The organism is Nocardia sp. NPDC058244, assembly GCF_042882065.1.
Lineage (GTDB): Bacteria > Actinomycetota > Actinomycetes > Mycobacteriales > Mycobacteriaceae > Nocardia.
Genome location: NZ_JBHVWX010000007.1, coordinates 411,875 through 428,234, shown reverse-complemented (window position 1 = coordinate 428,234; position 16,360 = coordinate 411,875). Strand labels below are relative to the sequence as shown.

Below are 16,360 nucleotides of genomic sequence, written 5' to 3'. Positions count from 1 at the left end.
AGCATCCGGTATGACCACCAGGCTCGAGCACAACGTCGCCGACACCCGATACGAGATCTACCACGACGACGTTCTCGCGGGATACGCCGACTACGCCGAACGGGACGACCCGAAGGTCCGCGACTTCCACCACACCATGACCTTCCCCGAGTACCGGGGCCGCGGGGTGGCCGCCGACGTGGTGAAGTTCGGCCTCGACGATTCCCGCGCCGCCGGCTACCAGGTCGTGCCCACCTGCTGGTACGTGGAGAAGTACATCGCCGAGCACCGCGAGTACGCGGACCTGGTCGCCTAGCGGCGCAGGTACCCGGCCAGGATCGGGCCGATCACGGCGAGCGCCTCGGGGCTCGTGAGGTGGTTGTGCTCGTGGCCCGTCTGATGGTCGATGATCTCGCCGCTGACGTAGGGCCGCCAGGTGTGGGCATTGGGCTCGTAGCCGGGGCGGGCGCTGGTGCTGCTGAAGAACAGCAGGTCACCGTCGAACACGCCCGGCGCGTAGTCGGCGGCCTCCCGGACGATCTGCTGGTAATCGGCGTAGAGCCGGCGCAGGTCGGCATCGGTGATCGTGTCGAGCAGGCTGCCGGGGCCGGCGCCGACCTCGTTGTCGGCGCCGGGCAGCGGTGCGGCAGTACCCCGATACCCCGCGGAATCGGCCGACGACACTGGCGGCGCGATTCGCTCGACGGCGTCGGCGGGAGCGCCGGCGCGAAGCAGTTGGGCGGCCCGGTCGGCCTGGTCGGCCCCACCGAACTCGGCGAGCAGCGCCTCCATCGGCGGCATCTCCTCGGCGCTGGCCGGGTCGACATCGGCGCGGCCGTCCAGGATGGTGAGCGCGTCGACCAGGGCGCCGCGGCGCTGGAGCTCGACCGCGACCGCGTGCGCGATCGGCCCGCCCGCGGAGTAGCCGAGCAGCCGGTACGGTCCCTCGGGCTGGGTCGCCTGGATCTCGTCGGCGTAGTGGGCCACGCGGTCGCGCAGCGGACGGTCGGGCTGTTCGGCCGCGATCCCCGGTGATTGCAGGCCGTACACCGGGAAGCCGGAATCGAGGTGCGCGGACAGGCCCGCGTAGCACCAGGCCACGCCGATCGCCGGATGCACGCAGAACAGCGCCGGACCGGTGCCACCGGTGCGCAGCGGCAGCAGCGTCCGCAGTGCCAGGTCGACGGGGTCGTCCCCCGCCGCGGCGATGCGCGCGGCGAGCGCGCCCGGCGTCGGATCGCCGAACATCCACTGCACCGGCATCGGGAAGCCGAGCAGCTCGCGCACCTGGGCGACCAGCCGGACGGCGACCATCGAGGTGCCGCCGAGTTCGAAGAAGTTGTCGTCCAGGCCGACCCGGTCGACGTCGAGCACGGTCTCGAACGCGGCGACGACGGCCTGCTCGGTCGGCGTAACCGGCGGCCGATAGGGCAGGTCGGTGCGATGCACCGGCGCGGGGGCGAGCGCGTGCACGACGGTGCCGGGTGGCGCGGTGACATCGAGCGCGCCGACCAGCAGGCCGGGGTCGGTGGTGACCGCGTCGAGCACATCGGCGAACCGGTGCGCCAGGGTCGTCGCGGTCGACTCCTCGAACAGGTCGCGGGCGAAGGTCAGGGTGCCCGACATGCCCGCGGGCGCGCCGTCGGGGCCGAACTCCTCGGCCAGCATCCACTCGAGGTCGAACTTCGCGCCGACCGGCGGCATCTCGATCGGCCGCACGTGCAGGTCGGGCAGGTCGAACGACTCCCGGTCGAAGTTCTGGAAGACCAGCAGCACCTGGAACAGCGGGTGGTGCGCGGTGGACCTGGTGGGGGCCAGCACCTCGACGAGCTGTTCGAAGGGGACGTCGGCGTTGCCGAAGGCGTCCAGGTCGCCGTCCTTGGTCGCGGCGAGCAGGGTCTCGAAGGTGTCCTCGGACCGCACCCGGCTGCGCAGGACCAGGGTGTTGACGAACATGCCGATGAGATCGTCGAGTTCGCCGGCGCCGCGGCCCGCGATGACCGAACCGATCGCCACCTCCTCGGTCCCGGACAGCCGCGCCAGCAGTACCGCCAGCGCCGCGTGCGCCACCATGAACACGCTGACGCCGTGCCAGCGCGCCAGTTCGCGCAGCCGGACCTGGATCGCGGCATCGATATCGAACTCGACAAGTCCGGCCCGGTGGGTGAGCACCGGGGGTCGCGGATGGTCGCTGGGCAGCGCCGAGACCTCGGGCAGGCCGGCGAGCCGGTCGCGCCAGTACGCCAGCTGCTGGTACGCCACGCTGCCGGGATCGTCGGCGTCGCCGAGCACTTCGTGCTGCCACAGCGCGTAGTCGGGGTATTGCAGCGGTAGCGGCGACCACGTGGGCGCGGCGCCCGCACGCCGGGCCGCGTAGGCGATCGCCACGTCGCGGGTCAGCGGGGCCAGTGACCAGCCGTCGGAGGCGATGTGGTGCATGGTCACCGCCAGGACCGAGCGATGGTCGGCGATCCGGAACAGGCTGACCCGCACGGGCACGTCGCTCGTGAGGTCGAAGCCCCGCGCGATCTCGGCCGCCACCGCCGTCCTGATCCGATCGGGGGTGATCGTCGAGACAGTCAGTGTCACTTCGGCTTCCGGGCCACGCACATCCTGGTACGGGTCGCCGTCGGCGTCGATCGGGTACACGGTGCGCAGCGATTCGTGGCGGGCCAGCACGTCGGCGATCGCCGCGCGCAGCACCACCGGGTCGATCTCGCCGTTCACCTCGACCGCGATCGGCACGTTCTGGGCGGGCGAGTCCGGGTCGTACCGGTTGAGGAACCACATCCGCCGCTGGGCGGCCGAGAGCGGAATCCGGTCGGGGCGCGGCCGTGGTCCAGGGCGCGGGCCGGGTGGGATGGCGTCGGCGCGGATTGCGGCGGCCAGTTCGGCGACGGTCGGCGCGTCGAAGACCGTGCGCACCGGCACGCGGGCGTCCAGGGCGGCGCCGAGGCGGGCCGCGATCCTGGTGGCGATCAGGGAGTTGCCGCCGAGGGCGAAGAAGTCGTCGTCCAGGCCGACCTTCGGCACGCCGAGCAGGTCGGCGAAGGTGTCGGCCACCGCTCGCTCGGCCGCCGTGACCGGTGCCCGGAACCGGCCGGACCTGATGTCGGGGGCCGGCAGCGCGCGCCGGTCGAGTTTGCCGTTGCCGGTGCGCGGCAGCGCGTCCAGGACGACGAACGACGACGGCACCATGTACGACGGAAGGTGCAGCGCCAGTGCGGCTTTCACCGAATCCACCGTCAGCTGACCGGCCTGTTCCGGTACCAGGTAGGCCACCAGCAGCTCACCGACGGCGGAGTCGGTGTAGACCGTCACGGCGGCCTGGTGCACGGCGGGTTCGGCGGCCAGCGCCGATTCGATCTCGCCGAGCTCGATCCGCAGCCCGCGCAGCTTCACCTGGAGGTCGCCGCGACCGCGATAGTCCAGCGCGCCCGCGCGTCGGCGCACGAGATCGCCGGTGCGATACATCCGTTCGCCCGGCCTGCCGAACGGGTCGGCGACGAAACGGGCGGCGGTGAGATCGGGGCGCCCCTGGTAGCCGCGGGCCAGCGCGGGCCCGGCCAGGTAGAGCTCGCCGGTGACGCCGTCGGGCACCGGGTGCAGCCGGTCGTCGAGGACCAGCGCGGCCAGGCCGGGAATCGGGGTGCCGATGGTGATCTCGCAGCCGGGCAGCAGCGGGCCGGCACCGGTCGCCCAGATGGTGGCCTCGGTCGGCCCGTAGTCGTTGAAGTGCACCCGTCCCGGCGCCGCCCACCGCTGCACCAGCTCCGGCGGGCACGGCTCGCCGCCGGTGACGATCGCCCGCAGGTGCTCGTGGTCGCCGGTGTCCACCGAGCTCAGCGCCGACGGTGTGAGCGCGATATGGGTGACCCGCTCCCCGGCGAGCAGCTCACCGAGTTCCGCGCCGCCGTACGCGGTCGGCCCGGCGACCACCAGCGCGGCACCCGCGCCCGCGGCCAGCAGCAGTTCCAGCACGGCGGCGTCGAAACCGGGCGAGGCCACGTGCAGCACCCGGGAGTCACGGGTGATACTCATCCGCTCCCGCTGCGCGGCAACCAGATTCGCCAGCCCGGCATGGGTGACCACGACGCCCTTCGGCCTGCCGGTCGAGCCGGAAGTGAAGATGATGTAGGCGGCGTGGGCGAGTCGCGGGGGTGCCAGGCGTTCGGCGGGGTCGATCGGCTCGGGCGAGACGGCGTGTGCGGCCTGGCCGTCGAGGACCAGCCATTGCACACCGGGGATCGTGGAGCCGACGGGGTGCCCGTCTCCATCGCCGACCACACCGTCGGTCGCCGCGTTTCCGACACGCACGCTGTTCGCCGTTCCGCTGCTCACGATCCGTCCTCCGGAGTCACCGTCGCCGGTAACCGCGTGATCAATAGTCCCGAGGCCGAGCGCGCCCCGCGCGTCGAGCCAGGGGCGGATCGAGGTGGCGTCGCGGGTGGTGATGCCCAGGTGGGCGCCGGAGTCGGTGATGATCTGGGCGATGCGGTCGGTGGGGTAGGCGGGGTCGACGGGGACGAAGGGGGCGCCAGTCTTGGCGACGGCCCAGACGGCGGTGACCGAGGCGGCGCTGCGGGGCACCGCGATCACCACGGGGGTCTCCGGGCCTGCCCCCGCGCGGATCAGGGTGCGGGCCAGGCGGTTCGAGTGTTCGTCGAGCTCGCGGTAGGTGAGGTGGGCCGGGCCGTCGATGATCGCGATGCCGTCCGGGTTGGTGGTGACGGCGGTGGCGAGCAGGTCGGGCAGGACGGCCGGGGCGACGACGGCGGGCAGTGGCGTACCGGGCAGGATCGTGCGCTCGCGGGCGTTGAGCAGATCGATATCCCCTACCGGGACAGCGGGATTCGCGACCACGGCCCGCAGGATACGGAGCCAGCGGTCGGCGAAGCGGGCGGCGGTGGCCGCGTCGAACAGGTCGGTGGCGTAGCCCAGGCGCACCGCCAGCCCGTCGGCGCTGTCGTCGCCGACGGTGAGGCTGAGATCGAAGCGCAGGCTCTGCTGGTCCAGCTCGACCGCCTCGACGCCGAGGCCGGGCAGCGCGAACTCGGCGCGGCCCAGGTTCTGGAAGATCAGCATGGCCTGGATCAGCGGGTGACGGGCCGCCGACCGGGTGGGTTCGAGCAGGTCGACGAGGTTCTCGAAGGGCACGTCGGCGTGCGCGAAGGCGTCCAGGTCGGTGCGGCGGACCCGGTCGAGCAGGTCGGTGAACGGCAGCGCGGCGCGCACCTCGGTGCGCAGCACCACGGTATTGACGAACATGCCGACGACATAGTCGAGTTCGGCCACCCCGCGACCGGCGACGGGCGTGCCGACCGCGATGTCGGTGGTGTCCCCGAGGCGGGCGAACAGCACGGCCAGCGCGCTGTGCAGGACCATGAACAGCGAGCACCGGCGGGTCGCGGCGAGATGTTCCAGACCCGCCCGCAGTTCCGGGTCGACGGTGCGGGCGACGGTGCCGGCGCGCAGGGAGGCGACCGGTGGGCGGGGACGATCGGCGGGCAGTTCCAGCCGGTCCGGGAGCCCGGCCAGGGTGTCGGTCCAGTACGCGAGCTGGCGCGCCGACAGCGACTCGGGATCGTCGGCGCCACCGAGCCGATCCCGTTGCCACAGGGTGTAATCCGCGAACTGCACCGCGGACTCCGGCCACACGGGCGACGACCCGGCGGCGCGCGCGGTGTAGGCGGTCATCACGTCGCGGGCGAGCGTCCCCATCGAGGAACCGTCGGCGCTGATGTGATGCACCACCACGGCCAGCACGTGTTCCTCGGGGCCGACGCGGAACAGCCGCAGCCGCACGGGAACCGCGGCGGCGACATCGAAACCCTCGGTGACGCAGGCGAGGATCGCGGCGGGCAGCCGGGACGGGTCGATGTCGGTGACCTCGAACCGGTCGGCGAGCCGGTCCGGCGCCACGATCACCTGGTAGCCGACGCCGTCGTGGCCGGGGTAGACGGTGCGCAGCGCCTCGTGCCGTTCGACCACGTCGGACAGCGCCGCCCGCAGCGCGGCGAGGTCGAGTCGTCCGGTCAGCCGCAGCACCACCGGGATGTTGTAGGCGCCGGAGGCCGGGTCGTACTGATTGACGAACCACATCCGCCGCTGCGCGGGCGCGAGCGGGATCCGGTCGGGACGAGGCCCCGCGCTCGGCCCGCCGAGCACCCCGGCGGGCAGCACGGCCTCGCCACCGAGCCGGGCCGCGAGCCCGTGCACGGTCGGGGCCTCGAAGAGCAGCCGCACCGGCACCTGGACACCCAGTTCCGCGCCGAGGCGCGCCGCCACCCGCGCGGCCGACAGCGAATCGCCGCCGAGGGCGAAGAAGTCGTCGTCGGCGCCGACCTCCGGGTGCTCGAGGACCGCGGCGTAAGCCTGCGCGACCAGTCGCTCGGCGCCGATCGGGGCGAGGTACGGCGCGCGCGTGAGCTGGGGCTCGGGGAGCGCGCGCAGGTCGACCTTGCCGTTGCCGGTGACGGGCAGCGCGTCGAGCACCGTGACCGTCGCGGGGACCAGGTGCCGGGGCAGCCGTCGCACCAGGAACTCGCGCAGCGCCGTCGGGGTCAACTCGGCGCCGGCGATCGGGGCGACGTACGACGCCAGGATCTGGTCACCGGCCGGACCGGGCCGGGGAACGGTGACGGCGAGCGCGACGCCGGGCGCGGCGAGCAGCGCGGCGTCCACTTCGCCCGGCTCCACCCGGATTCCGCGCAGCTTCACCTGGGAGTCGTTGCGGCCCACATAGTTCAGCCGGGTGGCCGAGGTGCGGCGCACCAGGTCGCCGGTGCGGTACATCCGCTCGCCGGGGGCACCGAACGGGTTGGCCACGAAGCGTTCCGCGGTGCGCGCGGCGGCACCGGCATAGCCGCGCGCGAGGCCGGGGCCGATCAGGTACAGCTCGCCGACCGCGCCCTGGGGCACCGGGCGCAGCCAGCTGTCCAGGACCGCCAGCGCGCAGCCGGGCAGCGGGGCGCCGAGGTCGGCCGCGTCGTCCGGGGTCAGCGGGGCGCTCAGCGTGACCGCCACCGTCGATTCGGCGGGGCCGTAGGAATTCAGCATCGTCCGGCCCGTGCCGAGGCGGGCGACCAGTTCCGGTGGGCAGGCTTCGCCACCGGTCACGATGGTGCGGACATCGGCGACGGCGGTAGTCGGCAGCGTGGTGAGAACGGCGGGCGGTGCGACCAGACGGGTCACCCGATGGTCGGTGATCACCCGGGCGAGATCGTCGCCCGAGGTGGCTGCCGGCGGGGCGAGGATGAGTGTCGACCCGGCGTGACAGCAGGTCAGCCACACCAGGATCGAGGCGTCGAAGGCTGGGTTCATGCACAGCAGGAAGCGGTCGCGCCGGCTCGGCCGCAGCCGGGCGGCGACGCCTTCGACGAGTCCGCTGAGCCCGGCGTGGGTGACCGTGACGCCCTTGGGCGTGCCGGTCGAGCCGGAGGTGTAGATCAGATAGGCGGGATGCCCGGCGTGCAGCGGGCGCACCCGGTCGGCGTCGGTCACCGGGTCGGCCGAGCGGGCGGCCACCCGGTCCGGCGTCGCCGCGTCGTCGAGCACCAGCCAGGAGATGGTGTCCGGCAAAGGATTCCGATGCGCGTCCAGGGTGAGCCCGAGCCGGGCGGCGCTGCCCTCGGCGACCGCGGCGATCCGCTCGGCCGGATGCTCGACATCGACGGGCACGAACGCGGCACCCGCCTTGGCGACCGCCCACACCGCCACCAACCACTCCGGCGATCGCGGCAGGGCGATCAACACCGCCGACTCCGGCCCGGCCCCGGCGTCGATCAGTGTGCGCGCCAACCGATTCGACCGATCATCGAGCTCGACGTAGCCGAGCTCGGCCACCCCACTCCCGACGCCGGCCCCCGGACGGGCCACCCCAGCAGCGTTCTCGACGGCCTCCCGCCCGACGACCGCCCCGCCCTGGCCAGACCTATCGCGTGTGCCGGTCTCGAATTGCCCACTGTCCTGCCCGGATTCCCGACGGCTCACCGGTATCGCCTGCGCGACAGCAGATCCTGTGACGGCGACTCCCCCTGCGCCCGTGCCCGCGGCCAGCAACTCCGGCAGCAGCTGGATCGGTCGCGGCCGGGTGCGGACGACCTCGGCGCCCTCGATCCCGCGCACCGCGGCCACCGGGGTCGCGGGGTCGGCGAGCCGGGCGACGATGCGGGACAGCCGGTGCGCGAGGGCGGTGGCCTCGGTGTCGTCGAAGTAGCGGTCCGAGCAGGTGAGGGTGAGGCGCAGATCGCCGCGGTCGTGGGCGGCCAGGCACAGGGGGTAGTGGGTGCCGTCGCGGCCGTGGAAGTCGGTGACACGCAGGCGCGCCTGGTCCGAGGCGGCGCGCAGGGACTCGGCGTCCATCGGGTAGGACTCGAAGACCATGCCGGTGTCGAACAGCGGGCCGAGCCCGGCGGCGGACTGGATCTCGTTGAGCCCCACCATGTGCCGGTCGACGAGCGCGCCCTGTTCGCGCTGGATGCGCGCCAGCAGCGCGCCGACCGGCTCGTCCGGGATCAGGGCGACGCGCACGGGCAGGGTGTTCACCAGCATGCCGACGATGCGATCGGCGCCGGGCAGCTCCGGTGGGCGCCCGGATACCGTGGCGCCGAAGACCACGTCGGTATGCCCGGTCAGCTCCGCCAGCAGCAGCGCCCAGGCCGCCTGGACGATGGTGTTCGTGGTGATACCGGCCGCGCGGTGCCGGTCGAGGGCGGCCGTGGTGTCCGGCGCGAGCGGCACCGCCACCCCCAGGTCGACGGGTTCAGCCCCGTGCGTTCGCTGGACGCGGGCGGCCGTGACGAGGGTCGGGCCGGACAGTCCGGCGAGCGCGTCCGTCCACGCGGTCCTGGCGGCGGCCAGGTCCTGGCGGACCAGCCACTCCAGGTAGTGCCGATAGGGCTCCGGTTCGCCGAGGGGCGCGGTGCCGTCGTAGAGCGCGAGCAGGTCGCCCAGCAGCAGGGGCATCGACCAGCCGTCGAGGACGAGATGGTGATTGGTGACGATCAGGCGCACGTCGTCGGGACCGCAACGCAGACAGAGGAATCGCAGCAGCGGGGGCTGTTCGGGATCGAAGGGGCAGGCGAGTTCGGCGGCCGCGAGCGCCGCGCAGTCGGCCGGGTCGGCGTCGAGCACCCGCCACGGCACCTCGACCTCGTCGAGTACCACCTGCACCGCGGCGTTCGCCGTCGTGACGAACGCGGTGCGCAGGGCGGCGTGCCTGCGCACGAGTGCCGTCGCGGCGGTCCGCAGCCGATCCAGATCCACCGGGCCCGCCAGCGCGAATTCCGACTGCACGATGTACTTGTCGGTGTGCCCGGCGGCCAGCCGGGTGTGGAACAGCAGTCCCTGCTGCAACGGCGACAGCGGCCAGACGTCCGCGACGCCGTCGTAGCGGCGCTGCCAGCGGTCCAGTTCCTCGCCGGTGACCCGCACCAGCGGCAGGTCCGACGGGGTCAGCCCGCCCGCGCCCGGCTCGGCGACCGCGCGCGCGATCGACGCCAGCGTCGACACCCAGTTCCGGGCGATTCGCTGCACCGCGTCGCGGGCGATCACATCGGCCGGGAACCGCCAGACCGCGCGTACCGTCGGCCCGTCCGGCCCGTCCAGGGTCGCGGCGTCGACGGCGAGCACGGTCGACACCGGCAGTTCGCCCCCACCGGCACCACCGAGTTGCTCCGCCATATCGACCGGCAGCCACGGAACTTCGGCGTCCGCGGCGGCGATCTGGCCGAGGTAGTTGAACCCGATCTGCGGGCTCCCCGCCGCACCGAGCCGGGCCGCGGACGCGGGGCGGAGGTGCCGCAGCAGCCCGAACCCGAACCCGCCGCGCGGCACCGCGCGCAGCTGCTCCTTCACCGCGGCCACCGCCGCCAGCGGCTCCGGATCGGCACCCGGATCGAGCGCGATCGGGAACTGGCTGGTGAACCAGCCGACCGTGCGCGACAGGTCGGCCCCCGGCACGACGGTCTCGTCGCGGCCGTGCCGTTCCAGCATCAGCAGCGCGGGCCCCGGTTCACCACGATGCGCACGCACCGCGGACACCAGCGCCGCGAGCAGCGCCTCTTCCACACCACAGCGCAGGGCGGTCGGTAGGTGCTGGACCAGCGGTGCCGCGATCGCGGGTGGGAGGACGACCTCGACGCGGTCGAGTCCGGCGCCGACGTCACGCGCCGGGTCGAGGGCACGCGCGCCGAGGCGCGGCTCTGGAGTGCCGAGCACGTCGCACCAGTAGTCCAGCTGCTCGGTCCATGTCGCGGCGTCGGCCGCGGTGTCGAGCGCCTCCGCCCAGGTCCGCACGGAGGTGCCGACCGGCGGCAGCCGCACCGGGGCGCCCGCCTCGACGGCGGTCCAGGCCGCCACCAGATCGGCGATGAGGATGCGCCAGGAGACCGCGTCGACGGCCAGATGGTGCACCGCGAGCACCAGCCGCCCGCCGGAGCCCGGATCGAGCCAGACGGCGGCGAGCACGCTGCCCGCGGCCGGGTCGAGCCGATCCACGGCCGCCGCGGTCGCCGCGGCGATGTCGCCGGGCTCGATCCGCGCGCAGGGCCGGTGCTCCACCGAGGTGGCCACGTCGGTCGTCCGCGGCGAGGCGACCTCGAGCCGGTCACCGTCGACGATCCGGACCCGCAGCATGTCGTGCTGGTCGACCACGGCTTGCAGCGTGCGGGTCAGCCGCGCGCGATCGATGTCGGGCGGCAGCGCCAGCACCATCGTCTGCGCGAACCGCCGCCACCCCGGCTGGGTCAGCAACCAGTCCGCGATCGGCGTCCGCCGCACCGAACCCACACCGCCACCGGGCAATTCGCGCAGCACCGCCCGCTCCCCCGGCACGGCGACGACAGCGGCCAGCTCGGCCGGGGTCGGATGCTCGAACACATCGCGCGCCGAGAAGACCAGGTCGGCGGACCGGCCGCGCGACACCAGCTGGATCGACAGGATCGAATCACCACCGAGCGCGAAGAACGACGCCCCCGGCCCCACCTCGGGCACCCCGAGCACCTCGGCGAACAGCGCGCACAGCGCCCGCTCCGGGCCAGCCGCGGCGGGTGCCGACGGCGCCACCGCCGGCTCGGGCAGCGCCCGCCGGTCGACCTTGCCGTTGCCGGTCAGCGGCAGCGAGGCGAGCACGGTGACCGAACTCGGCACCATATGCGCGGGCAGCCGGTGCAGGCAGAATTCGCGCAGCGCCGCGCCGTCGAGGTCGCCGGTCCCGTGCACCGGCACCACGTACGACGCGAGCACGTCGCGCCCCGACGCCCCGGTCCGCACCACCGTCACCGCGAAGTCGACGCCGGGGCAGGTCGCCAGGACGGCATCGATCTCGCCCGGTTCCACCCGCATCCCGCGCAATTTCACCTGGAAGTCGGTGCGACCCAGATAGTCCAGGACGAACGTGCCGTCGACGGCACGCCACCGGACCCGATCGCCGGAGCGGTACATGCGCGCGCCCGGCGCGCCGAACGGATCGGCGACCATCCGCTGCGCGGTCGCGGCGGCCCGCCCGGCGTAGCCCCGCGCCAATCCCGGACCGGCGATGAACAACTCACCCGGCGTTCCGGCGGGCACCGGGCGCAGCAGATGATCGAGGACCCGCAGGCTGACACCGGGCACCGGCGACCCGATGCCGGTGTGGTGACCGGTGGCCAGCGGGTCGGTGAAGGTCGCCGCCACCGTCGTTTCGGACGGCCCGTAGGAATTGATCAGGGCGCGGCCGGTGCCGAACCGCGCCACCACCTCGGGCGGGCACGCCTCCCCACCCGTGGAGACCGCGCGCACGCCGTCGAGCGCGTCCGGCGGCAGGGACGACAGCACGGCGGGCGTCGAGCACAGGTGGGTGATCGCCGCATCGCGCATCGTGGCGGCCAGGTCGGCGCCCGCGGCCGCGTCGGTGATCACCAGGGTGGCGCCCGCGGTGAAGGCGACCAGGAGTTCGAGCAGGGAAGCGTCGAAACTCGGGTTGAGGCAGTGCGCTACGCGAGAATCGCGGTCGGCGCCGTAGGCCGCGCGCACGGCCGAGGCCAGGCCGGCGATGCCCGCGTGGGTGACCACGACACCTTTGGGGGTGCCGGTGGAGCCCGAGGTGAACACGAGATAGGCGGGGTTGTCGATCCGGGCGCGCGGCAACGGCGCGGTGCCGAGGTCGTCCGCGCCGGGTTCGTCGAGCGCGATCCAGGTCACCGCCTCGGGCAGCTCCGCGCGCCGGTCCGCGGTCGTGATCCCCAGCCGCGCACCGCATTCCGCCGCCATGGTGGCCAGGCGCGGTGCGGGGTTCTGCACGCCGACCGGCACGTAGGCCGCCCCGGAGCGCACGACACCCCAGAACGCCACCACCGACTCGACCGAGCGCGGCAACGCCACCAGGACGGCGGTCTCCGGACCCGCGCCGGCCGCGACCAGCCGTCGCGCCAACCGATCCGACAGCTGGTCCAGCGCACCGTAATCCAGGACGCGGTCGCCGTGGACGACCGCCGTGGCCGCCGGACCCGCCGTCGCCATCCCCGCCTCGAGCACGTCCACGAGCAGCCGGGGCGCTGGTGCGGGCGCACCGCGCAGTCCGGCGCGCAGCGGTCGCTCGTCGGGCAGGAAGTAGTCGAGCGCGCGCACCTCGGTCTCCGGCTCGGCGTCGATGATCGCGTCGAACAGCGCCAGGAAGCGCTCGTGGTGGCGGGCCAGGGTTTCCGCGTCGTAGCGGTCGGGGTTGGCGGTGAAGTCCACGTGGACGGGACTGTGCGCGCCGTGCTGGTAGAAGTTGACGAACAGGTCCTCGATCGGGCCCGAGGTCAGCACGTGCAGGCTGGTCTCGACATCGGTGAAATCGACCTCGGTGGGGAACAGCATGATGTTGACCACCGGGCCGACGAACCCGCGCCCGCCCGCCTCGGCGGCACCGTCGCCGTGCCGGATCTCCTCGTGCCGGAACTGCTGATGCCGCAGCGCGCCCGAGACCTCGACCCGGATGACATCGACCAGCTCGGCGACGGTGCTGTCGGCCCGGACCGGCACCCGCAGCGGCACCACATTGGCGAGCATGCCCCCGGATCGGCGCAGCATGGCGGTGGTGCGGCCGGACACCGGCAGGCTCAGCACGACGTCCTCGGTGCCGGTGGCCTGCGCGTAGTAGACGGCCAGCGCGGTCATCACCAGCCCGGCCGTGCCGACGCCGTAGCGGGCCGCCGCCGCGTCCAGGCGCGCCTTCGCGGCGGGCGCGAGCTCGGCGCGGTGCTGGCGGCCGAGCGCGTGGGCGGGCGCCGGGGCGTCGACGAGGCTGCACCGGCGCGGCATGTCGGCGATCCGCTGCGTCCAGTACTCGGCGTCGGCGGTGTAGCGGGTGCTGTCGCGATAGCGCGTCTCAGCCTCGTGCACCGTGCGCAACCCGGCCGCCACGCTCGGCTTCGGCGACTGCCCGGCCAGGGCCGCGTTGTAGAGCTCGGCGACCCGGTACAGCGCCGTCGCCGACGCGAAACCGTCGATGACGATGTGGTGGGCGCGCGAGTACCAGAGCACCCGATCGGGCGCGATCCGCAGCAGCGCCGTCATGACCAGTCGGTCGCCGAGCAGATCGATCGGCGCCGCGACATCGGCGCGCATCCACCGGATGGCCTCGTCCTCGGGATCGGTGGCGTCGCTGAAGTCCAGGACGGCCATCGTCAGTTCGATCCGCCGGTCGACGACCTGGTGCGGCCCGTCGCCGGTGTCGACCAGCCGCAGCAGCCCGGACTCGAACTCCCGGCTGACCTGCTTCGACACCGCGACGAGCAGGTCGACGTCGAGAGGACCGCGCATATCGATGTACTGCGCCTCGTAGAGCGGCACCGCCGGGTCGAGCTGCTGGGCGTACCACATGCCCAGCTGGGCGGGTGAGAGCGGAAACTCCTCGACCGCTGCCGGGTCGGTCGTCGGCGCGGTGGACAGTTCGCGGGTCATCGCCCGCTGCTCCCGGCGATCGCCCCGTGCAGTTCCTCGTCGTAGTACGCGGGGACCTCGGCGTTCGCGTTCGCGATGAGCCTGCCGACCACGACCCGCCGCACGTGCGCGGGCAGGCCGGGCGCGAACTTCTTGACGTAGGCCGACATCCACTCCGGCCGGGAGATCAGGAACGGGAAGTCGGTGGCCATCATCGTGCGCACCACCAGCATCGGGATCGGGGAGTCGAGCGGGTGGTATTCCCGGTTCCACAGGCCGGGCTGCGTGCAGCCGGGGTAGAACTGGCCGAGCATGAGGCCGCGTTCGACGAATTCCGATTTGAGCTGATCGTGCAGGTCGTCGATGACGGTGTAGTCGTGCAGTTCGGGCATCGCGGTCACCAGGCAGCGCAGCACCGCGGCGCCGCCCCCATCCGGCGGCAGCTTCGGGAACAATTCCAGCGCGTCGGAGAGCACCAGCCGCACGTACGCGGGCCAGGGCTGCGCGCCCGCGACCCGGCCGACCCAGATGAGATCGCGCCGCATCGCCGGGCCGACGTACGGGCAGACCGGACCGTCGCGCCCGATCTCACCCAGCGGCTGGGTCAGATGCTCGCGGGCCCAGGTGCGAATACCGTCCAGTGTGGCCTGTGTGAAACGCGAGGTCTCGGTGGCGGTCGACAGCGGGTACCAGCTCATTCCCGAGCGGGATCCGAAAATTACCTCGGTCATATTTCACCTCGCCACATCACGAGGTCGAGTATTCCCCCGAAGCACGGCCGCGCACGTGAGTAGCGGACCACTCGAATATCTGCGGCGGCCCGGACCACTTAAGGTTTCAGCGTTATGCACCATGTTGCCGACTCCTGCTATAGACGGACAAAGAGCCAGCTCACAGCCCTTATCTACTCAGGAGGATTCGACATCGGCCACATTCAACGACCCCGACGGCTCAGTTGGATCCCACCTGTCCTGGTATATTGCACGGAGGCAGCGAAACGATTCGCTCCCAGGGCACGAATAAATAACCCTCTGATATCGGTTGAATTTCTCGGCCCGTTCTCCTCTTAATCAAAAGGCACAATTCGATCGTCAATCGGCCGCTACGCAGCGACTATCGAGATAACGCCCGCGACATCACCCGCACCCGGGAACAGCCGTGGCCCCCGGCGGGATTCGCCGGGGGCCACGGGGGCGTCGCGCTGGTGCGCCGCGATCAGCGCAGGATCTGGCGCGCCATCACCAGACGCTGGATCTGGTTGGTGCCCTCGTAGATCTGGGTGATCTTCGCGTCGCGCATCATGCGCTCGACCGGGAAGTCGGTGGTGTAGCCGGCGCCACCGAAGAGCTGGACGGCGTTGGTGGTGACCTCCATGGCCACGTCGGAGGCGAAGCACTTGGCGGCGGCGGAGATGAAGCCGAGGTTCTTCTCGCCACGCTCGGCACGGGCGGCCGAGGTGTAGACCATCAGGCGGGCGGCCTCGATCTTCATCGCCATGTCGGCCAGCATGAACTCGGTGTTCTGGAAGCTGGCGATGGTCTTGCCGAACTGCTTGCGATCCTTGGTGTAGGCGATCGCGGCGTCGAGCGCGCCCTGGGCCAGGCCGACGGCCTGCGCGCCGATGGTCGGGCGGGTGTGGTCGAGGGTCTGCAGCGCGGTCTTGAAGCCGGTGCCGGGCTCGCCGATGATGCGGTCGCCGGGGACGCGGCAGTTCTCGAAGTACAGCTCGGCGGTGGGCGAACCCTTGATGCCCAGCTTGTGCTCGAGCGGGCCGACGACGAAGCCCTCGTCGTCCTTGTGGACCATGAACGAGGAGATGCCGTTGGCACCCTTCTCGGCGTCGGTCACCGCCATCACGGTGTACCACTCGGACTTGCCACCGTTGGTGATCCAGCACTTGGAGCCGTTGATGATCCAGTCGTCACCGTCGGCCTTGGCGCGGGTGCGCATCGAGGCGGCGTCGGAGCCTGCCTCCCGCTCGGACAGCGCGTAGGAGGCCATCTTGCCGTCCACCAGGTCGGCGAGGACCTTCTGCTTCAGCTCCTCGGAGCCGTTGAGGATCAGGCCCATGGTGCCGAGCTTGTTGACGGCGGGGATCAGCGAGGACGAACCACAGACGCGGGCGACTTCCTCGATCACGATGCAGGTGGCGACCGAGTCGGCGCCCTGGCCGCCGTAGGCCTCGGGCACGTGCACGGCGTTGAAGCCGGCGGCGTTGAGGGCGGTCAGCGCCTCCTCGGGGAAGCGGGCGTTGCCGTCGACGTCCTTGGCGTAGGGCGCGATCTCCTTCTCGGCGAGGCCACGGATGGCGCCACGGAGCTCATCGTGGAAGTCCTCGAGCTGGAACAGGTTGAAATCCGGGTTTCCCGCCATCGGGCACTCTCCTGGTCGTGGTGGTGATCGCTGCGGTCGACAGCGCGTCCTACATCGGCACCGAGTGCCAATCCGACTTGATTATACGCCCGGCACTCTA

Annotated in this window: 4 protein-coding genes; 1 reads left to right on the top strand and 3 read right to left on the bottom strand. The window is 72.4% G+C overall.

Going from position 1 to position 16,360, the window contains the following annotated elements:
- Positions 1-10: 10 nt before the first annotated feature.
- Positions 11-295 carry a GNAT family N-acetyltransferase gene (locus tag ACFVW6_RS24120; RefSeq protein ID WP_355283356.1) on the top strand — a complete coding sequence of 95 codons (285 nt, stop codon included), beginning with the start codon at positions 11-13 and terminating at the stop codon, positions 293-295.
- Here the strand turns inward: ACFVW6_RS24120 and ACFVW6_RS24115 are convergent.
- From ACFVW6_RS24115 to ACFVW6_RS24105, 3 genes are all read right to left on the bottom strand, one after another.
- The gene (locus tag ACFVW6_RS24115) at positions 292-13,908 is read right to left on the bottom strand and encodes an amino acid adenylation domain-containing protein (protein ID WP_378829981.1); all 13,617 of its coding nucleotides are present in this window, start codon (positions 13,906-13,908) and stop codon (positions 292-294) included. The two genes, ACFVW6_RS24120 and ACFVW6_RS24115, sit on opposite strands and share 4 nt — an antisense overlap.
- Positions 13,905-14,618, bottom strand: a complete 714-nt coding sequence (locus tag ACFVW6_RS24110) for a DUF6875 domain-containing protein (RefSeq protein WP_355283350.1) — start codon at positions 14,616-14,618, stop codon at positions 13,905-13,907. The genes ACFVW6_RS24115 and ACFVW6_RS24110 overlap by 4 nt, the downstream gene beginning before the upstream one ends.
- A 484-nt stretch (positions 14,619-15,102) precedes the next feature.
- Positions 15,103-16,260: an acyl-CoA dehydrogenase gene (locus ACFVW6_RS24105; protein ID WP_355271701.1), complete on the bottom strand. Its 1,158-nt coding sequence runs from the start codon at positions 16,258-16,260 to the stop codon at positions 15,103-15,105.
- Positions 16,261-16,360: the final 100 nt, after the last annotated feature.

Excerpts from the sequence above, each read along its gene's own strand:
- ACFVW6_RS24120 (WP_355283356.1), top strand. The coding sequence starts at position 11 with ATGACCACCAGGCTCGAGCACAACGTCGCCGACACCCGATACGAGATC.
- ACFVW6_RS24115 (WP_378829981.1), bottom strand. The coding sequence starts at position 13,908 with ATGACCCGCGAACTGTCCACCGCGCCGACGACCGACCCGGCAGCGGTC.
- ACFVW6_RS24110 (WP_355283350.1), bottom strand. The coding sequence starts at position 14,618 with ATGACCGAGGTAATTTTCGGATCCCGCTCGGGAATGAGCTGGTACCCG.
- ACFVW6_RS24105 (WP_355271701.1), bottom strand. The coding sequence starts at position 16,260 with ATGGCGGGAAACCCGGATTTCAACCTGTTCCAGCTCGAGGACTTCCAC.